This is a genomic window from Nicoliella sp. ESL1149 (assembly GCF_058107265.1).
This window is the reverse complement of record NZ_JBYLUE010000002.1, coordinates 299,078-324,143: the sequence shown is the minus strand read 5'-3', so window position 1 is coordinate 324,143 and position 25,066 is coordinate 299,078. Positions and strand designations below refer to the sequence as shown.

Here is a 25,066-nt window from a genome sequence, read left to right as displayed (position 1 = left end):
ATTTGTATTAAAAAGGACATTTGACCTTTACTGACTATTTATTAAATTATACAACTTACTAAAATTGGTTCAAGAAATTTGTTTGAAAATAGCTTTTCCCAACAGAAAAGTTTATTATAATAGTTATTTGAGGTGATATTATGACAGTGAACGAATATCAGTCATTACTAATGAAATTAAAAAATAAAGAAATTACTAATTTAGAAGTGGAACCAAAAGACTTTATGGCCTTTCAAAAAGCATTAAGTGATTTTGACAGCCGGAAAAAAGTTGTTGGGAAAGCCCATCTTGGTGGAAAAGTAACTTACACTTATCTTTTTAACGCATAGCATGGCAAAATGTTAAAATATGATATACTAGCAACAGTTTAAACAATTGTTAATTATAAGGAGCATTATTAATATTATGGAGAAACGTAATTTTAGAATTGTTTTAGAAACTGGAATTCACGCTCGACCTGCAACGATGCTTGTTCAAGCTGCCAGTGTTTTTTCATCGGACATTAGTTTAGAGTATGATGGGAAATCTGTTAACTTAAAATCTATTATGGGAGTAATGTCACTTGGTGTCGGTCAAAATGCCGAGATTACGATTACAGCAAATGGGTCGGATGAAAAACAAGCAATTGATGCAATTGCAAATACTTTAAAACAAGAAGCTCTAATTTAACTGTAATGATTATAAATATTTTTGAAGGGAAGTTGATGAGTAATTAATATAGGAATTTTTACGGATACCTATTTTCCCCAGGTCAGTGGAGTGGCAACTTCGATAAAAACATTAACTAACCGGTTAACAAAAGATGGTCATCAGGTATATATATTCACTACTACAGATCCAAAGGTAACGCGAGGAGATTATGAAAATAATATCTTTCGGTTTTCAAGTATTCCTTTCGTTTCTTTTTCTGATCGTCGAATTGCTATTAGAGGCCTGTTCCAAGCTTATATGATTGCTAAAAGATTGAATTTAGATGTTGTCCATACCCAAACAGAGTTTTCAATGGGCTTGATCGGCAAATTTGTTGCAAAGAATTTAAAAATTCCTTGTTTACACACTTATCATACGATGTATGAAGATTATCTCCATTATGTTGCGAATGGAAAAATCATCAAACCAATTCATGTTAAAGAAGGAACCCTTGCTTTTTGTCACAACATGAATGGAGTAGTTGCTCCAAGTAAGCGTGTTTTAGATACTTTAACTGGTTATGGTGTAAAAAGTCCGATGCGAGTGATTCCTACTGGAATTAATATTGATAAGTATAATCAAAAGAACTATCAAGATTTAAGAAAAAAATACAATATTAGTAAGGATACGCCAGTCCTTCTATCAGTTAGTCGCTTATCATATGAAAAAAACATTCATGAAATGTTAGATGCCTTTCCTCAAATTTTAAAAGCAATCCCCAATGCATTATTGATGATTGTTGGAGGTGGACCTTATAGAGATGAATTGGAAAAACAAGTAAGTGAATTAAAATTAAACCAGCACGTCATTTTTGCTGGTGAGATTAGTAATGATGATGTTAATCAGTATTATCATATGGCTAATTTATTTGTCTCAACTTCTAATTCTGAATCGCAGGGATTAACTTATATTGAGGCTCTTGCAAGTGGTCTAAAAGTAGTTGTTGCTAAAAGCCCATATACAGATGATCTATTAAATTACCGTTCTTTAGGAATGACCTTTGCGACTGAAAAAGAATTTATTGATGATGTAATCGATTATCTAAAATATCCTGCAAAAGAAGGGCAACCAAGCATTGAACTTCGGAAAGAAAAACTTAATAGTATTTCTGATACTTATTTTGCCAAACAAATTATTGAGTTTTACAGAAGTGCTCAACTGGAGTTAGAAAACGCAGTTCAAGGAAAAACAAGAATTGATTATTGAGGAGCTTGAGATGTTAAAAATAAACATGTTTTCAACTGCTGACAAGGTTAAAGGTCAAGGAGTTGGGAGTGCATATGATGAATTGATTGCAATGCTAAGAAGAAAATTCAAAGGTGAATTTAAAATTCAGATTAATAAATATGATCGTAGTGACATTAGTCATTACCATACGATTAATTTTCCTTTTTATTTATCTACTTTTTCTAAAAAACGTGGTCAAAAAATTGGTTATGTTCATTTTCTACCTGAAACTCTAGAAGGTAGCTTAAAAATGCCATGGGTATTCAAAAGATTATTTTATTGGTACGTAATTGCATTTTATAAACGAATGGATCACATTGTCGTCGTTAATCCAACATTTATTGATAAATTAGTTGCTTATGGAATTCCGAGGGATAAGGTTACATATATTCCTAATTTTGTTGATAAAAAAGAGTTTTATCCAGTTGATAACAAAGTAAAAAAACAACTCCGTCAAAAATATAATTACGATGCTGATAAATTTACGATAATTGGAACGGGTCAAATTCAAACCAGAAAAGGAATTTTTGATTTTGTTAAATTAGCACAAAGCAATCCTGAAATTCAATTCATTTGGGCAGGAGGATTTTCTTTTGGGCATATTACTGATGGTTATGATAAATTGAAAAAAATTGTTGATAATCCGCCAGCTAATTTATCTTTTCCTGGAATTGTTGATCGAAAAAAATTAGTTGATTATTATAATCTCTCAGATTTATTTTTATTACCATCTTTTAATGAATTATTCCCAATGTCAGTATTGGAAGCTTTTTCTTGTGGAAAACCGGTTGTTTTACGTGATTTAATTCTATATCAAGAAATTATTGGGGGATATTATGAAAAATTCACTGATTTTGACGGATTAAATTCATTGATTAGAAAATTGGTAAATGATAAACCAAAATTAGATGAAATGCATAAACAATCTTTAAAAGCATCTGATCGATATTCAGAGGACCACTTAGCCAAAATATGGCATCGATTTTATTTATCACAAGCTAGGAAGGATTAAGTATGAGTAAACGAAATTTATTTTCATTTCTCGGAATGTGTTTGGTTGGTATTTGCATCTTTGCTTACTTTTTAAGGGATATTAATTTATCAGTTTTAGTTAAAGAATTTTTGAACATCAATTGGAATTGGTTACTGGTGGCCATCTTATGTATGTTACTTTATTTTGGATTTGAAAGTATTGTCGTTAAGACATTGGTAAGTGAGCAGATAAAGCAACCTTTTAGTGTTAAAGATGCGATTCGGGTCCCATTAGTAGAACAATTCTTTAATGGGATTACACCGTTTTCATCTGGAGGCCAACCAGGACAATTGTTTGTAATGATTCAAAGCGGAATTGATGGTGGAAGAGCAAGTTCGATTCTTTTAATGAAATTTGTTGTTTTTCAAGCAATGATCGTAGTAACGTTCGTGTTAAGTTTAGTAATTGGATTTAATTACTTAATTGATAAAATGCATTATTTAGCCTGGCTCGTATTATTCGGCTTTTTAATTCATTTATTTGTTATTGTTGGTCTATTATTGATTATGTACTGGTATTCATTTACTAAAAAAATGTTGAGATTAGTAATATTACCACTAAAGTTATTTATGAGTGAAAAGCGCTACTTGAAATTAGCAACTACACTAGATGAAAAAATTGTAAATTTTCATACAGAAAGTTTGCGAATTGCTCATAAATGGCGTTTAATAATTAAGATTGCTATTATTACCTTATTTCAATTGTTATTTTATTATTTAGTTCCATATTTTATTATGCTATCTCTAGGGTATGAAAAAGTTAATATAGTGATGATTCTATGTTTGCATACTTTAATCTTTATGATCATTTCACTATTTCCAATTCCTGGTGGATCTGGCGGTGCCGAATATAGTTTCAAAACGTTATTTGCTAGTTTTATTACTAGTAACAGTAAATTGATTTTAGCTTTGATTTTATGGCGAATTTTGACATACTACCTAGGAATGATTCTGGGTGGAATTGCCATATTCATAAAGCCAACTAAGATAGAGAATAAAAATGAATCTAAACACATGGGGGCAGAGTAATGTCTAAAAAGACAAATAAATTTGGAAGTTTTATCAATACTAGAATGGGCTTTTTTCTGCTGGTATTGATTTTGTTTTGGATTAAAACATATATTGCGTATCGAACTGATTTTACTTTAGGAGTAAATGATGGTGTTCAACAATTTTTACTTGTCGTTAATCCGATTCCAACAGCTTTATTATTATTTGGAATTGCATTGTATTTTAGGGGTCGTTGGTCATATTGGTTAATGCTGTTAATTGATTTAATTCAATCAATTTGGATTTTTGCGAATATTATTTATTATCGTGAATTTTCAGACTTTCTATCCTTGGGAATTATTAAGGGTTCGGGGGATGTTCAAAATAATTTAGGGAAAAGTATCTCTCAAATCATTCATCCAACAGATTTTATTGTTTTTATTGATATTGTTGTATTGATTCTTTTATTGATTTTCAAAGTGATTAAAATTGATAAGCGGAAGTATAAGATTAGATATGCATTTTTATTATCGATCGTATCTTGTGCTTTGATTTTTGGTGAATACAAAATTGCAAACGCTGATCGTTCAGGATTGATTACTAGAACGTTCGATAATAATTATATTGTTAAGTATCTTGGATTAAATGAATATGCGGCATTGAACTACTATCAAACGCAAAAAGAAAGTGCTACAAGATCCAATGCCAAAGCGAGTGATATAGATAGTGTTCTAAATTATTTAAAACATAATCGTTCTGGTGAAAATATTCATTATTTTGGTAAAGCTAAGGGAAAGAATGTTTTCATTATTCATTTGGAGAGTTTCCAACAATTCCTTATTGATTATAAGGTAGATGGGAAGCTTGTTACCCCTAATATAGATAAGTTCTATCATGGTAAACATACGATTTCCTTTGATAATTTCTATCATCAGGTTGCACAAGGAAAGACCTCTGATGCTGAAATGATGTTAGAAAATTCCTTATTTGGACTACCACAAGGATCAGCGATGACTACCTATGGAACTCAAAATACTTATGAGGCAGCTCCAGCAATTTTAGATCAACATGGGTATACGACTGCTGCTTTTCATGGGGATGTTCCAAGTTTTTGGAATAGAGATAATACCTATAAGTCGTGGGGATACCAATACTTCTTTGATTCCAACTTTTATAAAGAAAAGCCAGCATATAATGTTGGATACGGATTGAAGGATAAGATTTTCTTTAAGGATGCTTCTAAATATATTCAAAAACTACCCCAACCATTCTATGCTAAGTTAATTACGTTAACCAATCACTATCCATATGAATTAGATAAACAAAATCGTGATTTTCCTGCTACTAAAACCGGCGATAATACTGTTGATCCTTATGTTCAAACTGCCCATTATTTAGATCAAGCATTTGGTGAATTTATGCGCTACTTGAAGCAAACTGGTTTAGATAAGAAGAGTATGGTTGTTTTATATGGTGATCATTATGGAATCTCTAATAATCATCGTCCTGCAATCTCACAGTTATTGCACAAAAAGAACATTAATAGTTATGATTTAGCACAATTCCAAAAAGTACCATTTATGATTAGCTATCCAGGTGCTAAGGGCTTTGTTGATCATACTTATGGTGGAGAAATTGATGTTTTACCAACATTACTTCATTTATTAGGAATCAAAGATAAAGGTAGTGTTCAATTTGGAAATGATTTGTTATCTAAAGATCGTAATCAAACGGTTGCGTTTAGAGATGGTAGTTTTGTCACTCCTAAATATACAGTCATGGGGAGTACTGTTTATTTAACTAAGACAGGTAAACAAATTAAGCCAAATTCTAAACAACAAAAACAAATTAACAAGATTCAAAATCATGTTACGACCGAATTGAGTCTTTCTGACAAGGTTATTTGGGGAGATCTTTTAAGATTTTATAAACCAGATTGGTTTACCAAAGTAAACAAGGGAGCTTATAATTATCGACCTTCAAATTCATTGCCAGAATTAAGAAAAGCTGATCAAAAGCATAAAACAGATTTAGAAAATAAAGTTAAAAATAAGTCTAAGTTAGTCTATAAGACAGATGCACCCGAACTAAAATAATAAGAAAAGAGCAATTCATAAAAGAATTGCTCTTTTTTATTTGAAATTACTCTTGTCAAAGTGGTTTTGATTTGATATTATATTAAATGTTGATTTTTGTTATATGAATTCAACAAAAAGTTGTTGACATTGTTTTTCAACTTTGATATTATTATAAACATCGCTGGTTACTACAAGTTGATGATAATTTTAAATTAAGAATTAATTTAAAAAGTTGTTGACAATCATATGTAGTTGTGGCATAATTAAGAAGTTGCGTTAAAATAGCAATTTTTCTTATAAGTAGATCTTTGAAAACTGAATAAGATATGACAATAAATGTGTAAGGACATTTTACATTAGTAAAATGAATTAAAACATTTGCGAATGTCAATTCGTAAAAAAGAAACAATATTTGAAGAGCTAAATTAAGCTATTCATATTTATAATATGAGAGTTTGATCCTGGCTCAGGATGAACGCTGGCGGCATGCCTAATACATGCAAGTCGAACGAGCTTCCGTTAATGATAGTTGGTGCTTGCATCAACTTGACTTAACATCGAAGCGAGTGGCGAACTGGTGAGTAACACGTAAGGAACTTGCCCTAGAGTAGGGGATACCACTTGGAAACAAGTGCTAATACCGTATAACAACGAAGACCACATGGTCTTCGTTTAAAAGGTGCGTTTGCATCGCTTTAGGATAGTCTTGCGGCGTATTAGCTAGTTGGTGAGGTAATGGCTCACCAAGGCAATGATACGTAGCCGACCTGAGAGGGTAATCGGCCACAATGGGACTGAGACACGGCCCATACTCCTACGGGAGGCAGCAGTAGGGAATCTTCCACAATGGACGAAAGTCTGATGGAGCAATGCCGCGTGAGTGAAGAAGGGTTTCGGCTCGTAAAACTCTGTTGTTAAAGAAGAACGAGTATGATAGGAAATGATCATTCCGTGACGGTATTTAACCAGAAAGTCACGGCTAACTACGTGCCAGCAGCCGCGGTAATACGTAGGTGGCAAGCGTTATCCGGATTTATTGGGCGTAAAGCGAGCGCAGGCGGTTCCTTAAGTCTGATGTGAAAGCCTTCGGCTTAACTGAAGAAGTGCATCGGAAACTGGGGAACTTGAGTGCAGAAGAGGATAGTGGAACTCCATGTGTAGCGGTGAAATGCGTAGATATATGGAAGAACACCAGTGGCGAAGGCGGCTGTCTGGTCTGCAACTGACGCTGAGGCTCGAAAGCATGGGTAGCAAACAGGATTAGATACCCTGATAGTCCATGCCGTAAACGATGGATACTAGGTGTTAGAGGGTTTCCGCCCTTTAGTGCCGCAGCTAACGCATTAAGTATCCCGCCTGGGGAGTACGACCGCAAGGTTGAAACTCAAAGGAATTGACGGGGACCCGCACAAGCGGTGGAGCATGTGGTTTAATTCGATGCTACGCGAAGAACCTTACCAGGTCTTGACATCTTCTGCTAACCTAAGAAATTAGGCGTTCCCTTCGGGGACGGAATGACAGGTGGTGCATGGTTGTCGTCAGCTCGTGTCGTGAGATGTTGGGTTAAGTCCCGCAACGAGCGCAACCCCTGTTACTAGTTGCCAGCATTTAGTTGGGCACTCTAGTGAGACTGCCGGTGACAAACCGGAGGAAGGTGGGGATGACGTCAAATCATCATGCCCCTTATGACCTGGGCTACACACGTGCTACAATGGGCGATACAAAGAGTTGCGATACCGCGAGGTGGAGCTAATCTCCTAAAGTCGTTCTCAGTTCGGATTGCAGGCTGCAACTCGCCTGCATGAAGTTGGAATCGCTAGTAATCGTGAATCAGCAATGTCACGGTGAATACGTTCTCGGGTCTTGTACACACCGCCCGTCACACCATGAGAGTTAGTAATACCCAAAGCCGGTGCAACAACCTCTTTTGAGGAGTAAGCCGTCTAAGGTAGGACTGATGATTAGGGTGAAGTCGTAACAAGGTAGCCGTAGGAGAACCTGCGGCTGGATCACCTCCTTTCTAAGGAATAATACGGAACCTTACGCATGTCAATCTTATTCAGTTTTGAGAGGTCTACCTCTCTTAACTTGGTTCTTTGAAAACTAGATAATATTAATTTTTTCAAATTTGATTTTATATTTTATATAATTTCAACCGAGAACACCGCGTTATTTTGAGTTTTTTAATATAGTTCAATTCGTATTTACTCAATTAACCAAATCAACCACGCAGTGGTTAGATAGGTTAAGTTATTAAGAGCGCATGGTGGATGCCTTGGCACTAGAAGCCGATGAAGGACGGGACTAACACCGATATGCTTCGGGGAGCTGTACGTAAGCTTTGATCCGGAGATTTCCGAATGGGGAAACCCAATGATCTTAATCGATCATTATCAACTGACTAATACATACTCAGTTGAAGGTAGACGTGGGGAACTGAAACATCTCAGTACCCACAGGAAGAGAAAGAAATTTCGATTCCCTTAGTAGCGGCGAGCGAACGGGGAACAGCCCAAACCAATGAGCTTGCTCATTGGGGTTGTAGGACTGAACATTTGAGTTACCAAAGTATTCGATAGTCAAAAGATCTGGAAAGTTCTGCGAGACAAGGTGATAGCCCTGTAGACGAAATCGAATACCCTCAGTTCAGGATCCTGAGTACGGCGGAGCACGTGAAATTCCGTCGGAATCTGGGAGGACCATCTCCCAAGGCTAAATACTCTCTAGTGACCGATAGTGAACCAGTACCGTGAGGGAAAGGTGAAAAGCACCCCGGAAGGGGAGTGAAATAGTTCCTGAAACCATGTGCTTACAAGCAGTCAGAGTCCGTTAATGGATGATGGCGTGCCTCTTGCAGAATGAACCGGCGAGTTATGATTGCATGCCAGGTTAAGACGAAAAATCGGAGCCGTAGCGAAAGCGAGTCTGAAATGGGCGTTTTAGTATGTAATGATAGACCCGAAACCAGGTGATCTACCCTTGAGCAGGTTGAAAGTGTGGTAAAACACACCGGAGGACCGAACTCGTGTACGTTGAAAAGTGCTGGGATGACTTGAGGGTAGCGGTGAAATTCCAAACGAACTTGGAGATAGCTGGTTCTCTCCGAAATAGCTTTAGGGCTAGCCTTGGAGTAAAGAATCTTGACGGTAGAGCACTGTTTGGATAAAGGGTCCGTCTTGGATTACTGAGTTCAGATAAACTCCGAATGTCAATGATTTATATCCAGGAGTCAGACAATGAGTGATAAGATCCATTGTCGAAAGGGGAACAGCCCAGACCACCAATTAAGGTCCCTAAATATATGCTGAGTGGAAAAGGATGTGGAGTTGCATAAACAACTAGGATGTTGGCTCAGAAGCAGCCACCATTTAAAGAGTGCGTAATAGCTCACTAGTCGAGTGATTCTGCGCCGAAAATTTACCGGGGCTAAGCATATTACCGAGATTGTGGACGCAACTACGTTGCGTGATAGGAGAGCGTTCTAAGGGCGTTGAAGTCAGACCGTAAGGACTGGTGGAGCGCTTAGAAGTGAGAATGCCGGTATGAGTAGCGAAAGACCAGTGAGAATCTGGTCCACCACATGACTAAGGTTTCCTGGGGAAGGCTCGTCCTCCCAGGGTTAGTCGGGACCTAAGCCCAGGCTGAGAAGCGTAGGCGATGGATAACAGGTTGATATTCCTGTACTAGTTAATTATGTTCGAACGATGGAAGGACGCAGAAGGCTAAACGATGCATACTGTTGGATATGTATGTTCAAGCAACAAGTCAGGTGATGAGTCAAATGCTTATCACCGGGTTGACAAGTTGTTACGAGGACCGAAATTTAGTAGGGAAGTCGTCGATGTCACGCTGCCGAGAAAAGTTTCTAGTTAGTAATTAACTACCCGTACCGCAAACCGACACAGGTAGTCGAGGAGAGTATCCTAAGGTGAGCGAGTGAACTCTCGTTAAGGAACTCGGCAAATTGACCCCGTAACTTCGGAAGAAGGGGTGCTGCACTAACGTGCAGCCGCAGTGAAGAAGCTCAGGCGACTGTTTATCAAAAACACAGGTTTCTGCAAAATCGTAAGATGAAGTATAGGGGCTGACGCCTGCCCGGTGCTGGAAGGTTAAGTGAAAGAGTTAGCTTCGGCGAAGCTCAGAAACGAAGCCCCAGTAAACGGCGGCCGTAACTATAACGGTCCTAAGGTAGCGAAATTCCTTGTCGGGTAAGTTCCGACCCGCACGAAAGGCGTAACGATCTGAGCACTGTCTCAACGAGAGACTCGGTGAAATTGAGATACCTGTGAAGAAGCAGGTTACCCGCGACAGGACGGAAAGACCCCATGGAGCTTTACTGTAATTTGATATTGGGTGTTGACATGACTTGTACAGGATAGGTAGGAGCCGTAGATATCGGGACGCTAGTCTCGATGGAGGCGTTGTTGGGATACTACCCTCGTTGTGTGAACACTCTAACCTTCACCACTAAGCGTGGTGAGAGACAGTGTCTGATTGGCAGTTTGACTGGGGCGGTCGCCTCCTAAACAGTAACGGAGGCGCCCAAAGGTTCCCTCAGAATGGTTGGAAATCATTCGCTGAGTGTAAAGGCACAAGGGAGCTTGACTGCGAGACTGACTAGTCGAGCAGGGACGAAAGTCGGGCTTAGTGATCCGGTGGTACCGTATGGAAGGGCCATCGCTCAACGGATAAAAGCTACCCTGGGGATAACAGGCTTATCTCCCCCAAGAGTTCACATCGACGGGGAGGTTTGGCACCTCGATGTCGGCTCATCGCATCCTGGGGCTGTAGTTGGTCCCAAGGGTTGGGCTGTTCGCCCATTAAAGCGGTACGCGAGCTGGGTTCAGAACGTCGTGAGACAGTTCGGTCCCTATCCGTCGCGGGCGTAGGAAATTTGAGAGGAGCTGCCCTTAGTACGAGAGGACCGGGGTGGACATACCGCTGGTGTATCAGTTGTGCCGCCAGGCGCATCGCTGAGTAGCTATGTATGGATTGGATAAACGCTGAAAGCATCTAAGTGTGAAGCCAACCTCGAGATGAGATTTCCCATTTCCTTGTGAAAGTAAGACCCCTGAGAGATGATCAGGTTGATAGGATGGAAGTGGCAGCATAGTGATATGTGAAGCGGACCATTACTAATCGGTCGAGGACTTAACCAAGTAAGGTGTTCTCACCAGAAAGAATTAATATTAGCTAGTTTTGAGAGAACGAAGTTCTCATCATACAATTGTGTGGTGGCGATAGCCGGAAGGATACACCTGTTCCCATGCCGAACACAGAAGTTAAGCTTCCGCACGCCAAGAGTAGTTAGGGGATCGCCCCTCGCGAGGGTAGGACGTTGCCACGCAATATTTGGAGGATTAGCTCAGTTGGGAGAGCATCTGCCTTACAAGCAGGAGGTCACAGGTTCGAGCCCTGTATCCTCCATTATCATTTATTTAATGATATTGGAATAATAGTTACGGAGAATTACTCAAGTGGTTGAAGAGGTGCCCTTGCTAAGGGTATAGGCCGCGTTATAGCGACGCGAGAGTTCGAATCTCTCATTCTCCACTATGTGACCATTAATATAATATTTTCTTGTCATATTATGCCGACTTAGCTCAGTTGGCAGAGCATCTGTCTTGTAAACAGGAGGTCGGAAGTTCGAATCTTCTAGTCGGCATATTATGCGGAAGTAGTTCAGTGGTAGAACATCACCTTGCCATGGTGGGGGTCGCGGGTTCGAATCCCGTCTTCCGCTTTTGTAACGCATATTGCCGGGGTGGCGGAATTGGCAGACGCACAGGACTTAAAATCCTGCGGTTAGTGATAACCGTACCGGTTCGATCCCGGTCCTCGGCATTTATGCACCCATAGCGCAACTGGATAGAGTGTCTGACTACGAATCAGAAGGTTGTAGGTTCGACTCCTACTGGGTGCATTACATCGGGAAGTGGCTCAGCTTGGTAGAGCACCTGGTTTGGGACCAGGGGGTCGCAGGTTCGAATCCTGTCTTCCCGATTGAGTTATATATTATTTTAGTTTTAATCGCGGTGTAGCTCAGCTGGCTAGAGCGTTCGGTTCATACCCGAGAGGTCGGGGGTTCGATTCCCTCCGCCGCGATTGGCCTCGGACCTTTAGCTCAGTTGGTTAGAGCAAACGGCTCATAACCGTTCGGTCGTAGGTTCGAGTCCTACAAGGTCCATTAACCTTGTTTTTGTTATTATGGAGAATTACTCAAGTGGCTGAAGAGGGCGGTCTTGAAAACCGCTAGGTGGGTTCTGCCCACGCGAGAGTTCGAATCTCTCATTCTCCTTTTATTATCGCGGGATGGAGCAGTTCGGTAGCTCGTTGGGCTCATAACCCAAAGGTCGTTGGTTCAAATCCAGCTCCCGCAATTATGGTCCGTTGGTCTAGTTGGTTTAGGACGCCTGCCTGTCACGCAGGAGATCACGAGTTCGAGTCTCGTACGGACCGTTATTATGGCTCGGTAGCTCAGTCGGTAGAGCAATGGATTGAAGCTCCATGTGTCGGCAGTTCGATTCTGTCCCGCGCCATTTAAAATTAAATATTCATTATGCGGGTATAGTTTAGTGGTAAAACCACAGCCTTCCAAGCTGTTGTCGCGAGTTCGATTCTCGTTACCCGCTTTATGGGCCTATAGCTCAGTTGGTGAGAGCGCACGCCTGATAAGCGTGAGGTCGATGGTTCGAGTCCATTTAGGCCCATTGATGGAGAATTACTCAAGTGGTTGAAGAGGTGCCCTTGCTAAGGGTATAGGCCGCGTTATAGCGACGCGAGAGTTCGAATCTCTCATTCTCCATTTTGTTTGACCCGTTGGTCAAGTGGTTTAAGACACTGCCCTTTCACGGCAGTAACATGGGTTCGAATCCCGTACGGGTCATAATATAATCATTTTAATTTAATAATATTATCGCGGGATGGAGCAGTTCGGTAGCTCGTTGGGCTCATAACCCAAAGGTCGTTGGTTCAAATCCAGCTCCCGCAATTATGGTCCGTTGGTCTAGTTGGTTTAGGACGCCTGCCTGTCACGCAGGAGATCACGAGTTCGAGTCTCGTACGGACCGTCATGATATAATCACTTTTAAGTGATTTTTTTTTATATTATAATAAAAACAGTGATTAATACGTGATTAGTCACTGTTTTTTATTTAATTAATGTTTAAATAATTGGTAGATAGGTAATCATTATCAGTTGATTTATATTTTGTTATGAAGTCACTATCTTTATTTTTAAACCAAGTATTTGCTTCACTAATATCATTCCAATAACTGGTAATATTTATTCTATCCTCATTCTTCATTTCTTTTGATATAATAATACTATTCATTGGATGATTTGAATTATTAAAAAGAGTTTTTAAATCATTAATTAAAATCACTAATTCATCATGATTAATGGTTATCCAAGTTACATTTTTATCAAGCTTAACGTTTAGTTGTCCAAAAACGTTAATGATGTTATATTTAATTGGAATTTTGAAAATTGATTCATTAGAATCATAATCAACAAGTTCATAATCATTGTTTCCTTCATATAATGATAAATTATGATTAGGAAATTTCTTTATCATGTTAGTTAGAATGTTTTTACTACCAAAAGTTATATAAATACTTTTCAAAATGATCAGTCCTTTCTCATAAATTATAATACACAATCTTGGAGATGACACAAATGAAAATTACAATCTTAGGATATTATGGCGGTTATCCAGATAACGGAATTGGAACAAGTAGTTATTTGGTTCAAACGAATAATTTTAATTTATTAGTTGACTGCGGAAGTGGAGCCTTATTGGAACTAGAAAAACATCTTGACCCCATGAAGCTTGATGCTGTAATTTTATCTCATTATCATCATGATCATACAGCTGATGTTGGTGTCTTACAATATTATTGGCAGTTGCATGAAAAAAATCATAAATTATCAATATATGGGAATACAGAAGATCCTTTAAATTTTTCTGGATTAAATTGGGACTCAGCAACAATGGCTAAGCCTTATTCGGTATTAGAACCCTTGGATTTAGGACCATTTACAATTAGTTTTATGAGAACTCATCATCCTGTACCAGCATTTGCAATGAGAATAGTTGAGAAAACAAGTCAAAAGATATTAGCATATACTGCTGATACTAATTATTTTGATCAGTTAATAGGCATTGCTAAAAATGCTGATTTGTTAATTACGGATACGAATTATTTTGCTGATAATGATAAAAAAATTCGTTGGCATATGACATCTACTGAATCTGGAATGTTGGCTAAAAAATCAATGGTCAAATATCTTTTAATTTCACATTTGCCACAACAAGGCAACTTAAATACATTATTAAAACAAAGTCAAAAAGTTGCAGGTAATAATGTAAAATGTTTAATTGCCAAGAAAGACTTGTCAATTACATTATAGTAATAAGGGGGGGAATAACTTGGAGATTGAAAGAATTAATAAAGATACCTTAAAAGTCGTTGTCGATAAAGAAGATTTGAATCGACATGGATTAACTTTTTTGGATTTATTAGGTGATCATGATCAAATTGAAAAGTTCTTTATGGATATTTTAGAAGAAGCTGACTCATTAAATGAGTTCCGTGGAGATGAAGAAGCACTCACTTTTCAAGTCTTACCAAGTAATAATGGATTAGAAATTTTTATTAAAAAATCTGATTTAGATGACTTACCAATGGATGGGAGCCAAAATAATGATATTATTGATCCTTCAAAACCAATTGGAAATATCGAAAAAGTCACTAAAGAATTAGAACAATATTCAACGAATAGTAGTAATAATGCAATGGAAAGAGTGATTGAATATAAATCATTTGAAGATTTGATTGCAGTTGCTAATTTGTTAGATTTTCATAATGGAGCTTCTAATTTATATTTATATAATCATCGTTATTATTTGGATCTAATTTTCTTTTTAAATGTTGATGGAAGTACAGAATCATATTCAGATAATAATTTAGCAATTGCTTATGAATTTGGTGAACCGACGACCATATCTGTAAGTGAATTAAATAAGAATGCAAAAAAAGTAATGGATACCAGTGCCATTGAGTTAATTCGTTATTATTTTAAATAAAAAGAGAGAAGAAATTCTCTCTTTTTTCGTACATATTTATAGGTGATGTAATTTGTTATTTGGAATTAATAAAAAATTCGAGCTCATTAATGCCGAGATGGCCTTGAAGGGCGAAGAATACAATTGTCCAGATTGTAAAGAACTATTGATTTTAAAAAGAGGTAATTTTATGATGCCTCATTTTGCTCATCATAAACAGTCAAAATGTGTCTCTTTTAGTGAACCTGAGTCTAGGTCACATTTAACTGGAAAAAAACAATTAATGATCTTCTTTAAGAATCAATATTTAGATATTCAATTAGAAAAATATTTAGTTGAGATAAATCAGCGTCCTGATATTTGGTTAGATACAGGTAAAGTAGTCGAGTATCAATGTAGTCCAATAACTACTAAAAGATTGAAAGAACGATTAACAGGATATAAATCTTTAGATATCCAAAGTCAATGGATACTAGGGAAAAAATATTATTTAAAAAATTTTAATTCAAAAATGTATATGCAATTTTTGCAGTATCATAAAAATGTTGGTTTTTACATGTTATTTTGGTTAGAAGAAATAAATAAATTAATTATTAGGTATCATATTTGCGATTTAAATGGGAAAATAACTTATATTGAAAAAAAGGTGAACACATACGCGGAATTAAAAAACATTTTTAAATTAAAAAAATATAAATTTAAATATAAACGCAAGTTACTACTTCAAGAAACTCAAAAAATTCAACGTAAATTATATTTAAAACAAAAGAATGTTATCTTATTCCAGAATATATGTTATCGATTGGGCAAGAATATTGCTGGATGTCCATTTATTTGTCATTACCCTGAAATTAATTATCCCTTTTTTGTTAATCAAGGAATTGAACTTAATGCATTAATTCTAATTGAAATTGAAAGATCAAAGAAAATTAATTTAAATTGTTTGTTACTGAATTTAAAAAGAAAATTGAATTTAAATCAAACTTTTTGCATTTTAAAAATTAATTTGTTTGATAAACGAGTAATGAAATTTATTAAATTACTTTTTAAATATCGTTATATTAATATTTATAATGATAATTTAATTCAAATTAAGTCTTTTAAGTGGTATGAAACAAGTAATCAAAAAATTGAAGATATAAAAAAACTCTGAAAAGATATATTATATATCCTTTCAGAGATTAATTTCATATTATAAATTTAGCTTAATATTTGATAGGTTTGGAATACGATACCCACCTAAACCATTTTTAAACATTTTATCATTTGAAAAGTTCTGGCAAGCATTATATAAATCATGATAATTAAAGCTTTCAAAACGAATTCCATCATTATCAGAGTTACAATCAAAAATTACAGCAGATGAGGTTTTCTTGATATTCATCTCATGAACTAGATTTTGATCATGTTCAAAACTACGCTTAGCTAAATCAGAGCGGCGATCTTCCTCAAACATATCTAAATCCAATCCAATGTTTTTTGCAATATCTAGGACTAAAGTATCACTATAATTTTCTTTTAAAAGTCGTTTTTGAAGTACTAACAAAAACTTACGACCAATTCTTTTCCCTTGAAAAAGAGCAGCATAATAATCCAATACTGCATAATAGTTTAAACGAAACTCTTGAGCTTCCGTTAAATTATTAGCTTTATAATACTCATTATCATGATGTTGCATTTGAATGCTTAGTACTGGAATGAACTGATAAAGAAATTTATTATTCAAATTCTTAGCTAATTTTAAAAAATCTTTTTCTGAACGAATACAATGGTTGCATAAAGGATCAATAAATAAATATGCCTCTAACATTATAAACTCCTCCATAAAATCATTCGTTAACATTACTATATGCATACTCTAGAATACCAAAAAAAAACAAAAATGAAAAATTTTTTGCTTAAAATATGTTAATTTCACTTGACATGTATGTAGGATAAATTTTTTATGTTAAAATAAATTATTAAAGATAAAGGAGGGAATTAAATGATTGAAGATTGGTCAAAACTGTTAATTCCCTATCAACAAGCAGTTGACGAGTTAAAAGTAAAATTACGTGGAATTAGAAAAGAATATCAAAAAATGAATCAACGTTCACCAATTGAATTTGTTACGGGTCGAGTAAAACCTGTTGATAGTATTAAAGAAAAGATGAATCGTCGTCATATTAATGAGGAACGTTTGACCCAGGATATGGAAGATATTGCTGGTTTGAGGATTATGTGTCCTTTTATTGAAGATATTTATACGACCGTAAATGTTTTACGTTTGAGATCTGATATGAATATTTTAGAAGAACGTGATTATGTCCATAATGAAAAGGCCAGCGGATATAGATCTTATCACATTGTATTTGAATATAATATTCAAACTGTTCATGGTAGTCAAAAATTACTTGCTGAAATTCAAATTAGGACTTTAGCAATGAACTTCTGGGCTACTGTAGAACATTCGTTAAATTATAAACATCAAGGAGTTTATCCAGAAGGAATTGAAGATAGACTTCAAGAAGTAGCAGAAATGACATTTAGATTGGATGAAGAGATGTCAAAGATTCGATCTGAATTAAAAGAATTTAAAGATAATGAAGGAATAAATAAATGAAAGTTGCAATTTTTAGTAATAATGGAAGTACATCAAATCAAGTTGCTTCAGAATTAAAGAATAAGATTGTTCAATCTAAAACATTAACGTTAGATGGATTGAATCCCGATATTGTTATTTCTGTTGGTGGAGATGGAACATTATTATCAGCTTTTCACCATTATAATGATGCCCTGGCTCATATTAGATTTGTTGGAATTCATACTGGTCATTTAGGTTTTTATACTGACTGGCGTGATTACGAGGTAGATCAGTTAGTTGCGGGATTAGAAAAAGATAATCGTCAGAGTGTCAGTTATCCGTTATTATCAATCAAAGTTGAATATTGCGATGGTGGGGCATTTGATAAAATGCTTGCTTTAAATGAATCAACTTTTAAAAGGGTTAGTAGTACGATGGTAACTGATATTTATATTAAGGATGAATTTTTCGAAAAGTTTAGAGGAGACGGTCTTTGTATTTCAACGCCAACTGGTTCAACAGCCTATAATAAGGCTGTCGGAGGTGCGATTATTAGCCCACAGTTGAATGCGATTCAGGTTTCAGAAATGGCTTCAATAAATAATCGAGTTTTTAGAACAATGGGATCTCCAATGATTATTCCACCAGAAGAATGGATTACATTGGTTCCTGATAATCCCAATGACAATATTTTGACCTGTGATCAATTATTAATTAAAGACCGGCCAATAAAATCGATTTCGTATCGAATTTCTAAGAAAAGAATTTCATTTGCTCAATATAGACATACTCATTTCTGGCGTAGAGTAAGTAATTCCTTTATTGGAGTATCTGATAATGACTAGTTTTAAGTGGGTTTATAATAAAGATGCTCATGAAAAATTGAGAACATTTTTATTATTACATGGGATGTCGAGAACCCTTTTGAAAAAAGTTAAGTTTCATGGTGGAGAATTATATGTTGATGGAATTCAACGACGGGCAAACTATATTTTAAAAAAAAATGAAAAAATTAGATTAGTATTACCTGCTGAACCAGCTAATGATAGCGTTGTTATTTCTAATTTGCCGATTAATATTATATATGAGGATGATAACTTTCTGGTTTTAAATAAACCAGCTAAAGTTGCTTCAGTTCCAGCTCATGGATATTCTAATGATACTTTGATTAATCGAGTTAGTGGATATTATCACCGGATGAATTATGAAAATAAAACGGTGCATATTGTTACTAGATTAGATCGTGATACAAGTGGTCTAGTTTTATTTGCTAAGAATCATTTAGCAAGTTCAATTTTGGATAAACAATTAAAACGACATCAAATAAAAAAGGAATATTTAACGTTAGTAAATGGAACTTTTTCTTACCAGCATGGGGATGTTTATTTACCAATTGGACGTGAAGACCATTCTTTTGTTAAAAGAATGGTAAGAATGGATGGGAAACCTTCAAGAACTGAGTTTTGGGTTGAACAAACTAATGGGAATATTTCATTACTTAAGGTTCGACTGCACACTGGACGAACACATCAAATTAGAGTCCATCTTACTAGAATTGGGCACCCATTACTTGGTGATTGGCTTTATAATCCAATTGATCATCGAATGAAACGTCAAGCTCTTCATTGTTATCGGCTTTCGTTTTACAATCAGTTTGATGATAAAATGATTAATTGCGAAGCTCCAATTCCAGATGATATTCAACAAACAATTAATAATAAGTTATAAGGGAATGTTAAAATTGACAAATCATATTGTACTTTTTGAACCATTGATGCCAGCTAATACTGGTAATATTGCAAGAACATGTGCAGGAACGGACACCACTTTAGACTTAATTGAGCCTTTAGGTTTTTCGGTTGATGATAAACATTTAAAAAGAGCAGGGCTTGACTACTGGGATAAGGTAAATATTAATTATCATGAAAATTTACCAGCTTTTATGAACAGTGTTAAAAATGGTTCTCATGTTTTTTTAGTTTCTAAATTTGCAAATCAAGATTATACTGACCCAGACTATAATGAATCAATTGATGGGGATGTTTATTTTATTTTTGGAAAAGAAACTACTGGATTACCAGAACCATTTATGAGAAAACATCCAGAGTGGGCGATTCGAATTCCACAAGATGATTCTCACATTAGAGCATTAAATTTATCTAATACTTGTGCAATTGTTATTTATGAAGCGTTGCGTCAACAATCATTTAATGGATTGGAACGCATACATCATTATGATCATGATAAATTAAAATAAAAAAGAACCCTTTTAAAGGGTTCTTTTAACTATTAAATACCAGTTAATTGAGTAACACTACCAAGAATGACACCAAATAGTGTTGATAAAATCATGATCCAAATGAAGACCATTGTTATTTTTTGAAAGGTACTTTTTTTCTTCTTAGCCAAAATATATCCTCGCTTTCTAAAAGCTATATCTATTTTTATAGTTTACATTTAGAAAGATGAGTTTGCAAACTTTATGGAAAGCGGGTCTCATTATGGGAAAAATTTTTCTTCAAATTTTAATCTTATTGTTATTGAGTATTATTTTTAAAGTAATTATTAAATTGCTGCACGTTAATAAAAGTGTAAAAGTATTAGATTGTCTACTTCCTTTCATGTTATTTATGATTTATAAATTATGTATTTTTAATGCAACTTTTTATTTTTTGCCATATATTTTGTTACCATGGTTAATATTTTGTTTCATTAGTTTGTTCTTTTTTTATTTTAAAAATAATGAATTCATTGTTAGTAAGTACTTCTTATTTAATTTAAGAATTGCTGATTTATATTTTTTGGTAATTTGGATACTATTACTAATTATTAATTTATTGTAAGAAATGATTTTAAAATCTTTGAAAGTGGTAGTTTTAAAGCTATTAAAGTGTTAAAATTCTATTATGTAGTATTGTGAAGAAATGTTTATTAAGGGGAATTGGCAATGAATTATAATCATACAACTGTTTTATTAAACGAAGCGGTTAAGGGATTAAATATAAAGCCGAATGGAATCTACGTAGATTGTACGTTAGGTGGCGGTGGACATAGTTCTAAAATCCTTGCTAGTCTTGATGAAAATGGACACCTTTATTCTTTTGATCAGGATCAAACAGCAATTGATTATAATCAAAAGCACTTGGCAAATTTTTTAAAAGATAAACAATTAACATTTATCCATGATAATTTTGAAAATTTAAAAAAAGATTTGAATGATTTTTCAATAAATACAGTTGATGGAATTGTTTACGATTTAGGAGTTTCTTCACCACAATTTGATGATAGCAAAAGGGGCTTTAGTTATAATTATGATGCTCGCTTGGATATGCGAATGGATCAAAGACAATCATTAGATGCGTGGAAAATAGTTAATGAATGGTCTTATAGTCAATTAGTTAAAATTCTTTTTCGTTACGGCGAAGAAAAGTTTGCCAAGTCAATTGCACGAAGAATTGAAACGAGAAGAAGGGAACATCCAATTGATACAACATTTGAATTGGTTGAAGTTATAAAAGAAGCAATTCCTGCTGCGGCTCGTCGTCATGGTGGGCATCCTGCTAAAAAAACTTTTCAAGCAATTAGAATAGCAGTTAATAATGAACTCGGTGCATTAGAAACATCGTTAGAAGCATCTTTAAGAATGTTGTCCGTTGGTGGGAGAATTAGTGTAATTACTTTTCAATCATTGGAAGATCGTTTAGTAAAAACAATATTTAAAGAGGTTACATCAATTAAGGATGTCCCTGTTGATTTACCAATTATTCCAGATGAATTTAAGCCTAAATTCAAACTTATCAATCGAAAGCCAATTTTACCTTCTGAAAACGAGCTTAAATTAAATCATCGTTCCCATAGTGCAAAATTAAGAATTATCGAGAAAATTAAAAATTAAAGGAGATATTGTTATGTTACTGAGTAATGTAACGCAACAGAACCATTCTGAATTACATACTACTTTTGACAAGAATCAAAATACGCATAGTAATAATTCTTCTAAAAAAATTGTTGAAAAAAAGTGGTATAACTTTTCTAAGTTCGAATGGTTGGAAATTGGAATAATCATAATCACAGGAATAGTTTTATCACTAGTATTGTTATCATTGAAAATGGATTTAGGTAATTCGCAACAAGAATTACAAAATACTAATTCTAAAATTATTTCGCTTCACAATAGCAATAATAATTTGAAACAAGAAATCGTTGAATTACAAAGTGATGGTAGATTAAAGAAAATTGCCCAAAAACAACACTTGTCATTAAATAATAAAAATATAAGGAATGTTGGAAAATGAGAAAACAATCGACTTTGCAAAAAGTCAAAAGAAGCCGGAAAACATATGGTTTATTCTTGATTGCTGTCGTTTTCCTTCTTTTTTTAATTTCAATTTTTAGAATTTCATATGTTGGAATTTTTAAACGAATCAGTAATGTTGATTTAAGTAAACAAACTCAAAATTTATATACGCAATCTAGAGTGTTAAAAGCCAAAAGAGGAACAATTTATGATGCTAATGGACAACCAATTGCAGAGGATACAAGTACTTATAAATTAGTTGCGATTCTAGATAAGCATCAATTTGGGTTGAATCACAAGCCACTATTTGTTACAAATAAGGAAAAAACAGCTCGTGTTATTTCTAAAAATTTGCCCATTTCTTATAAACAAGCTTTAAAAACTTTAAATCCAAAAACAAGTGCTAAACATCCTGCATTTCAAGTTGAATTTGGAAGTGCAGGTCAAAACATATCATTAACGACTAAACAAAAAATTCAACAATCTAAGGTTGGGGGATTGAGTTTTGTTCAACAGCAATCACGTTTATATCCAAATGGGATTTTTGCGTCTCATTTAATTGGACTAGCTTCACCACAAGTTAATCCTAAAACAGGAACAACTAATTTGGTTGGTGAAATTGGGATTGAGAAGGCTTTTAATAATTATTTAAGAGGAACTAATGGATTTCGTCGTTCTCAAAGAAATACCTATGGATATCAATTAAAAGGAATTGAGGACAAAAACAAACCAGTAAAAAATGGTGATAATATTTATACCACCATTGATTATCGTCTTCAAACGTTATTAGAAGCTGAAATGAGTGCTGTTTATGATCAGGTTCACCCTAATAATATGAATGCAATTTTAATGAATGCAAAAACGGGTCGTATTCTTGCTGCAACACAGAGGCCAACATTTAATGCCACAACAAAATTAGGATTAAATAGCATTTGGCGAAATACTTTGATTCAAGATCAATATGAACCTGGTTCAACAATGAAAGTCTTTACAATTGCCGCTGCAATTAACAATCACACTTATAATGGAAATGCTTACTATAATTCAGGTAAATATAACATTGATGGCAACATTGTACCCGATTGGAATCCTAGTGGGTGGGGAGAAATAACTTATAATAAAGGTTTTGCACTCTCTAGTAATGTGGCAATGGCCCACATTGAACAACAAATGGGTCCCAAGACATGGTATCGTTACATCCAACGATTTAAATTCTTACAGAATGTAAATACTGGTTTTCCAAATGAAAGTAATGGTTCGATTCAATTTAATTATCCAATCGAACAGGCTAATACCGCCTTTGGTCAAGGAATTCAAGTTACTGCAATGCAAATAATGAGAGCATTATCTGCTGTTTCGAATAATGGAGCAATGCTTCAACCAACTTTTATTAAAAAAATCGTAAATCCTGATACAAATAAAGTGGTAAGAAATTATCCAGTCAAGGTTGTGGGTCATCCTATAACTGCTGATACTGCAAAAAAAGTTCGTCAACATATGGAAGATGTTGTTTATAAACCTTATGGAATTGGTTCTGATTATAAGATTCCAGGATATCGAGTTGCGGTTAAAACAGGAACAGCTCAAGTAAGTAATGGTCAGCGATATGCTTCTGGAGATGATAGTTATCTATATTCAGTTGCTGGGATGGCACCTGCTAATAATCCTAAATATGTAATGTATGTAACAATGAAGCAACCTACATTGGGGTCTAAATCAGCAACACAACTGTTGGCTCAAGTATTTAATCCAGTTTTGAAAAGAGCACTTCAAGAAGATCAAAATTACAAGAATACGAAAGTTTCAGTTCCTAATGTAATTGGTAATTCGCTTTCCACTGCTCAAAAGAAATTAAAAGCAGTTGGCCTTAACTGTAAAATTGTTGGAAATGGGAATCGAATCGTTAAACAATCGATTAATAATCGTGACTATGTCAATAAAAATCAAACCGTTGTTCTTCTTACGGATGGGGTTACAAGAGTTCCTAATTTAAAGGGATGGACACGGAATGAAGTTCAATCGTTTGCTGATGTGGCTAACATTAAAATTAATGTAAACAGTTCAGGAAATAAAGTAATAGAACAAAATATCCCAAGTGGAAATGAAGTTAAAGAATCACAAACATTATCTGTAAAATTTAAATAGAATGGAATGACAATTAAATGATTTTATTTTCAATTATTCTTAGTTTCATAATTACATTTTTAGGAATGCCTAGTTTAATAAAATATTTTAGATCTAAACATGAAGGCCAAACAATTAGAGAAGAAGGACCTAGTTGGCATGAAAAGAAGTCTGGAACTCCTACAATGGGTGGATTGCTTTTTATCATTTCAATTATTATTTCTTCTTTAGTTGTTGGGGCAGTTTATGGGATTATGAATGCCCCTTTACTAATATTATTATTTATTCTTTTAATGTATGGACTACTTGGAATGTGGGATGATAGCATTAAAATTTTTGAACGTCAAAATGAAGGCTTAACGGTTCTTCAAAAATTTAGTGGTCAAATTATTGGTGCTTTAATATTTGCTTTTGTTTTTAGTCGTATTTTTCCCTTGGCATTGGAAGTGCCAGGACTAGGTGATATTAATCTTGGTTGGTTATATATTATATTTATTATCTTTTGGTTAATTGGATTCTCCAATGCCGTTAATTTAACTGATGGTCTGGATGGATTAGTAACCGGATTATCATTTATTGCTTTCACAGCTTATGGAATTATTGCTTATGCACAAAAACAATTTGACGTTTTAATTTTTTGTATGACTGTTGTAGGTTCTATGATCGCTTTCTTTAAGTACAACCATAAACCAGCAAAAATTTTCATGGGTGATATGGGATCACTTGCTTTAGGTGGGTCATTAGCTGCTGTATCAATATTACTGCATCATGAATTGTCTTTATTATGGATAGGATTAGTATTTGTTTTAGAAACAGCAAGCGTTATTATTCAAGTTACTTCATTTAAATTAACTGGTAAAAGAGTTTTTAAAATGACACCTATTCATCATCATTTTGAAATGTTGGGATGGAGCGAATGGAAAGTTGATACTGTATTTTGGTGCATTGGGTTATTTACTGCAATTACAGGATTACTAGTCATTCTTTAACGGAGGAA

General features: G+C 34.8%; 21 protein-coding genes, 19 tRNA genes and 3 rRNA genes. 40 read left to right on the top strand and 3 right to left on the bottom strand.

The window, feature by feature from the left end:
• The first annotated feature begins 140 nt into the window (after nucleotides 1–140).
• The 28 genes from AC3B6G_RS01700 (at nucleotide 141) to AC3B6G_RS01565 (ending at nucleotide 13,087) form a co-directional block, all read left to right on the top strand.
• Nucleotides 141–329 carry a hypothetical protein gene (locus AC3B6G_RS01700; protein WP_489848712.1) on the top strand — a complete coding sequence of 63 codons (189 nt, stop codon included), beginning with the start codon at nucleotides 141–143 and terminating at the stop codon, nucleotides 327–329.
• Between the two features lie 76 nt (nucleotides 330–405).
• A complete protein-coding gene (locus AC3B6G_RS01695; RefSeq protein ID WP_489848711.1) occupies nucleotides 406–669 on the top strand; it encodes a phosphocarrier protein HPr in 264 nt (87 codons plus the stop codon).
• A gap of 42 nt (nucleotides 670–711) precedes the next feature.
• Nucleotides 712–1,896 (top strand): glycosyltransferase family 4 protein, encoded by a 1,185-nt coding sequence (locus AC3B6G_RS01690; RefSeq protein ID WP_489849552.1) that lies wholly within the window; start codon nucleotides 712–714, stop codon nucleotides 1,894–1,896.
• A 10-nt stretch (nucleotides 1,897–1,906) separates the two neighbouring features.
• Entirely contained in the window at nucleotides 1,907–2,929 is a 1,023-nt protein-coding gene (locus AC3B6G_RS01685) for a glycosyltransferase family 4 protein (protein WP_489848710.1), read from the top strand.
• 2 nt (nucleotides 2,930–2,931) lie between these two features.
• Nucleotides 2,932–3,978 (top strand): lysylphosphatidylglycerol synthase transmembrane domain-containing protein, encoded by a 1,047-nt coding sequence (locus AC3B6G_RS01680; protein WP_489848709.1) that lies wholly within the window; start codon nucleotides 2,932–2,934, stop codon nucleotides 3,976–3,978.
• Nucleotides 3,978–6,035 carry an LTA synthase family protein gene (locus AC3B6G_RS01675; protein WP_489848708.1) on the top strand — a complete coding sequence of 686 codons (2,058 nt, stop codon included), beginning with the start codon at nucleotides 3,978–3,980 and terminating at the stop codon, nucleotides 6,033–6,035. Before AC3B6G_RS01680 ends, AC3B6G_RS01675 begins: the two co-directional genes overlap by 1 nt.
• A 425-nt stretch (nucleotides 6,036–6,460) precedes the next feature.
• Nucleotides 6,461–8,037: ribosomal RNA gene (locus tag AC3B6G_RS01670) — 16S ribosomal RNA — on the top strand.
• A gap of 223 nt (nucleotides 8,038–8,260) precedes the next feature.
• Nucleotides 8,261–11,176 (top strand): 23S ribosomal RNA (locus AC3B6G_RS01665).
• Nucleotides 11,177–11,247: 71 nt separating this feature from the next.
• Nucleotides 11,248–11,364: ribosomal RNA gene (rrf, locus tag AC3B6G_RS01660) — 5S ribosomal RNA — on the top strand.
• Together the 16S, 23S and 5S rRNA genes with 19 tRNA genes alongside form the textbook arrangement of a ribosomal RNA operon.
• A gap of 7 nt (nucleotides 11,365–11,371) precedes the next feature.
• Nucleotides 11,372–11,444, top strand: a tRNA-Val gene (locus tag AC3B6G_RS01655).
• A gap of 36 nt (nucleotides 11,445–11,480) precedes the next feature.
• Nucleotides 11,481–11,570 (top strand) — tRNA-Ser (locus AC3B6G_RS01650).
• Between the two features lie 39 nt (nucleotides 11,571–11,609).
• A tRNA-Thr gene (locus tag AC3B6G_RS01645) sits at nucleotides 11,610–11,682 on the top strand.
• A gap of 6 nt (nucleotides 11,683–11,688) precedes the next feature.
• Nucleotides 11,689–11,760: transfer RNA gene (locus tag AC3B6G_RS01640), tRNA-Gly, on the top strand.
• Nucleotides 11,761–11,775: 15 nt separating this feature from the next.
• A tRNA-Leu gene (locus AC3B6G_RS01635) sits at nucleotides 11,776–11,861 on the top strand.
• 5 nt (nucleotides 11,862–11,866) lie between these two features.
• Nucleotides 11,867–11,940, top strand: a tRNA-Arg gene (locus tag AC3B6G_RS01630).
• A 6-nt stretch (nucleotides 11,941–11,946) separates the two neighbouring features.
• Nucleotides 11,947–12,020 (top strand) — tRNA-Pro (locus AC3B6G_RS01625).
• 28 nt (nucleotides 12,021–12,048) lie between these two features.
• Nucleotides 12,049–12,122: transfer RNA gene (locus tag AC3B6G_RS01620), tRNA-Met, on the top strand.
• An 8-nt stretch (nucleotides 12,123–12,130) separates the two neighbouring features.
• A tRNA-Ile gene (locus AC3B6G_RS01615) sits at nucleotides 12,131–12,204 on the top strand.
• 22 nt (nucleotides 12,205–12,226) lie between these two features.
• Nucleotides 12,227–12,315, top strand: a tRNA-Ser gene (locus AC3B6G_RS01610).
• Nucleotides 12,316–12,323: 8 nt separating this feature from the next.
• Nucleotides 12,324–12,397 (top strand) — tRNA-Met (locus AC3B6G_RS01605).
• A 4-nt stretch (nucleotides 12,398–12,401) separates the two neighbouring features.
• Nucleotides 12,402–12,476: transfer RNA gene (locus AC3B6G_RS01600), tRNA-Asp, on the top strand.
• A 7-nt stretch (nucleotides 12,477–12,483) separates the two neighbouring features.
• A tRNA-Phe gene (locus AC3B6G_RS01595) sits at nucleotides 12,484–12,556 on the top strand.
• A gap of 22 nt (nucleotides 12,557–12,578) precedes the next feature.
• Nucleotides 12,579–12,649: transfer RNA gene (locus AC3B6G_RS01590), tRNA-Gly, on the top strand.
• A 4-nt stretch (nucleotides 12,650–12,653) separates the two neighbouring features.
• Nucleotides 12,654–12,727, top strand: a tRNA-Ile gene (locus tag AC3B6G_RS01585).
• A 5-nt stretch (nucleotides 12,728–12,732) separates the two neighbouring features.
• Nucleotides 12,733–12,822: transfer RNA gene (locus AC3B6G_RS01580), tRNA-Ser, on the top strand.
• Between the two features lie 8 nt (nucleotides 12,823–12,830).
• Nucleotides 12,831–12,903, top strand: a tRNA-Glu gene (locus AC3B6G_RS01575).
• Between the two features lie 31 nt (nucleotides 12,904–12,934).
• Nucleotides 12,935–13,008, top strand: a tRNA-Met gene (locus AC3B6G_RS01570).
• A 4-nt stretch (nucleotides 13,009–13,012) separates the two neighbouring features.
• A tRNA-Asp gene (locus tag AC3B6G_RS01565) sits at nucleotides 13,013–13,087 on the top strand.
• A gap of 84 nt (nucleotides 13,088–13,171) precedes the next feature.
• Here the strand turns inward: AC3B6G_RS01565 and AC3B6G_RS01560 are convergent.
• Nucleotides 13,172–13,642 carry a hypothetical protein gene (locus tag AC3B6G_RS01560; RefSeq protein ID WP_489848707.1) on the bottom strand — a complete coding sequence of 157 codons (471 nt, stop codon included), beginning with the start codon at nucleotides 13,640–13,642 and terminating at the stop codon, nucleotides 13,172–13,174.
• Nucleotides 13,643–13,695: 53 nt separating this feature from the next.
• On the opposite strand from AC3B6G_RS01560, the gene AC3B6G_RS01555 reads away from it, so the two are divergent.
• From AC3B6G_RS01555 to AC3B6G_RS01545, 3 genes are read left to right on the top strand one after another with little or no spacing between them, the layout of a single operon-like run.
• Nucleotides 13,696–14,430 carry an MBL fold metallo-hydrolase gene (locus AC3B6G_RS01555; RefSeq protein ID WP_489848706.1) on the top strand — a complete coding sequence of 245 codons (735 nt, stop codon included), beginning with the start codon at nucleotides 13,696–13,698 and terminating at the stop codon, nucleotides 14,428–14,430.
• 19 nt (nucleotides 14,431–14,449) lie between these two features.
• Nucleotides 14,450–15,106: an adaptor protein MecA gene (locus AC3B6G_RS01550; protein ID WP_489848705.1), complete on the top strand. Its 657-nt coding sequence runs from the start codon at nucleotides 14,450–14,452 to the stop codon at nucleotides 15,104–15,106.
• A gap of 52 nt (nucleotides 15,107–15,158) precedes the next feature.
• Nucleotides 15,159–16,238 (top strand): competence protein CoiA, encoded by a 1,080-nt coding sequence (locus AC3B6G_RS01545; RefSeq protein WP_489848704.1) that lies wholly within the window; start codon nucleotides 15,159–15,161, stop codon nucleotides 16,236–16,238.
• Between the two features lie 39 nt (nucleotides 16,239–16,277).
• On the opposite strand, the gene AC3B6G_RS01540 is transcribed toward AC3B6G_RS01545, so the two are convergent.
• Complete coding sequence (locus AC3B6G_RS01540) at nucleotides 16,278–16,895, bottom strand: DsbA family protein (RefSeq protein ID WP_489848703.1); 618 nt, start codon at nucleotides 16,893–16,895, stop codon at nucleotides 16,278–16,280.
• A gap of 174 nt (nucleotides 16,896–17,069) precedes the next feature.
• Here AC3B6G_RS01540 and yjbM point away from each other — a divergent pair, with 174 nt between their 5' ends.
• Genes yjbM through AC3B6G_RS01520 form a run of 4 tightly spaced genes read left to right on the top strand, consistent with a single transcriptional unit; the run spans nucleotide 17,070 to nucleotide 19,905 of the window.
• Nucleotides 17,070–17,687, top strand: coding sequence for a GTP diphosphokinase (gene yjbM, locus AC3B6G_RS01535; protein WP_489848702.1), 618 nt, complete (start codon nucleotides 17,070–17,072; stop codon nucleotides 17,685–17,687).
• Nucleotides 17,684–18,493, top strand: a complete 810-nt coding sequence (locus AC3B6G_RS01530) for an NAD kinase (protein ID WP_489848701.1) — start codon at nucleotides 17,684–17,686, stop codon at nucleotides 18,491–18,493. Before yjbM ends, AC3B6G_RS01530 begins: the two co-directional genes overlap by 4 nt.
• Nucleotides 18,486–19,376, top strand: coding sequence for an RluA family pseudouridine synthase (locus AC3B6G_RS01525; protein WP_489848700.1), 891 nt, complete (start codon nucleotides 18,486–18,488; stop codon nucleotides 19,374–19,376). Before AC3B6G_RS01530 ends, AC3B6G_RS01525 begins: the two co-directional genes overlap by 8 nt.
• Before the next feature lie 13 nt (nucleotides 19,377–19,389).
• A complete protein-coding gene (locus AC3B6G_RS01520; RefSeq protein ID WP_489848699.1) occupies nucleotides 19,390–19,905 on the top strand; it encodes a tRNA (cytidine(34)-2'-O)-methyltransferase in 516 nt (171 codons plus the stop codon).
• Nucleotides 19,906–19,937: 32 nt separating this feature from the next.
• Here AC3B6G_RS01520 and AC3B6G_RS01515 read toward each other — a convergent pair whose 3' ends face one another.
• Nucleotides 19,938–20,057: a DUF4044 domain-containing protein gene (locus AC3B6G_RS01515; RefSeq protein WP_489848698.1), complete on the bottom strand. Its 120-nt coding sequence runs from the start codon at nucleotides 20,055–20,057 to the stop codon at nucleotides 19,938–19,940.
• Between the two features lie 56 nt (nucleotides 20,058–20,113).
• On the opposite strand from AC3B6G_RS01515, the gene AC3B6G_RS01510 reads away from it, so the two are divergent.
• From AC3B6G_RS01510 to mraY, 5 genes are all read left to right on the top strand, one after another.
• The gene (locus AC3B6G_RS01510; protein WP_489848697.1) at nucleotides 20,114–20,491 is read left to right on the top strand and encodes a DUF3397 family protein; all 378 of its coding nucleotides are present in this window, start codon (nucleotides 20,114–20,116) and stop codon (nucleotides 20,489–20,491) included.
• 104 nt (nucleotides 20,492–20,595) lie between these two features.
• Nucleotides 20,596–21,543: a 16S rRNA (cytosine(1402)-N(4))-methyltransferase RsmH gene (rsmH, locus tag AC3B6G_RS01505; protein ID WP_489848696.1), complete on the top strand. Its 948-nt coding sequence runs from the start codon at nucleotides 20,596–20,598 to the stop codon at nucleotides 21,541–21,543.
• Nucleotides 21,544–21,556: 13 nt separating this feature from the next.
• Nucleotides 21,557–21,943, top strand: a complete 387-nt coding sequence (gene ftsL, locus AC3B6G_RS01500; RefSeq protein WP_489848695.1) for a cell division protein FtsL — start codon at nucleotides 21,557–21,559, stop codon at nucleotides 21,941–21,943.
• On the top strand, nucleotides 21,940–24,090 hold the full coding sequence (locus AC3B6G_RS01495) for a penicillin-binding transpeptidase domain-containing protein (RefSeq protein WP_489848694.1): 2,151 nt from the start codon (nucleotides 21,940–21,942) through the stop codon (nucleotides 24,088–24,090). The genes ftsL and AC3B6G_RS01495 overlap by 4 nt, the downstream gene beginning before the upstream one ends.
• Nucleotides 24,091–24,107: 17 nt before the next feature.
• Complete coding sequence (gene mraY / locus AC3B6G_RS01490; RefSeq protein WP_489848693.1) at nucleotides 24,108–25,058, top strand: phospho-N-acetylmuramoyl-pentapeptide-transferase; 951 nt, start codon at nucleotides 24,108–24,110, stop codon at nucleotides 25,056–25,058.
• Nucleotides 25,059–25,066 lie beyond the last annotated feature (8 nt).

Excerpts from the sequence above, each read along its gene's own strand:
- AC3B6G_RS01700 (WP_489848712.1), top strand. The coding sequence starts at position 141 with ATGACAGTGAACGAATATCAGTCATTACTAATGAAATTAAAAAATAAA.
- AC3B6G_RS01695 (WP_489848711.1), top strand. The coding sequence starts at position 406 with ATGGAGAAACGTAATTTTAGAATTGTTTTAGAAACTGGAATTCACGCT.
- AC3B6G_RS01685 (WP_489848710.1), top strand. The coding sequence starts at position 1,907 with ATGTTAAAAATAAACATGTTTTCAACTGCTGACAAGGTTAAAGGTCAA.
- AC3B6G_RS01680 (WP_489848709.1), top strand. The coding sequence starts at position 2,932 with ATGAGTAAACGAAATTTATTTTCATTTCTCGGAATGTGTTTGGTTGGT.
- AC3B6G_RS01675 (WP_489848708.1), top strand. The coding sequence starts at position 3,978 with ATGTCTAAAAAGACAAATAAATTTGGAAGTTTTATCAATACTAGAATG.
- AC3B6G_RS01555 (WP_489848706.1), top strand. The coding sequence starts at position 13,696 with ATGAAAATTACAATCTTAGGATATTATGGCGGTTATCCAGATAACGGA.
- AC3B6G_RS01540 (WP_489848703.1), bottom strand. The coding sequence starts at position 16,895 with ATGTTAGAGGCATATTTATTTATTGATCCTTTATGCAACCATTGTATT.
- yjbM (WP_489848702.1), top strand. The coding sequence starts at position 17,070 with ATGATTGAAGATTGGTCAAAACTGTTAATTCCCTATCAACAAGCAGTT.
- AC3B6G_RS01530 (WP_489848701.1), top strand. The coding sequence starts at position 17,684 with ATGAAAGTTGCAATTTTTAGTAATAATGGAAGTACATCAAATCAAGTT.
- AC3B6G_RS01525 (WP_489848700.1), top strand. The coding sequence starts at position 18,486 with ATGACTAGTTTTAAGTGGGTTTATAATAAAGATGCTCATGAAAAATTG.
- AC3B6G_RS01510 (WP_489848697.1), top strand. The coding sequence starts at position 20,114 with ATGAGTTTGCAAACTTTATGGAAAGCGGGTCTCATTATGGGAAAAATT.
- rsmH (WP_489848696.1), top strand. The coding sequence starts at position 20,596 with ATGAATTATAATCATACAACTGTTTTATTAAACGAAGCGGTTAAGGGA.
- ftsL (WP_489848695.1), top strand. The coding sequence starts at position 21,557 with ATGTTACTGAGTAATGTAACGCAACAGAACCATTCTGAATTACATACT.
- AC3B6G_RS01495 (WP_489848694.1), top strand. The coding sequence starts at position 21,940 with ATGAGAAAACAATCGACTTTGCAAAAAGTCAAAAGAAGCCGGAAAACA.
- mraY (WP_489848693.1), top strand. The coding sequence starts at position 24,108 with ATGATTTTATTTTCAATTATTCTTAGTTTCATAATTACATTTTTAGGA.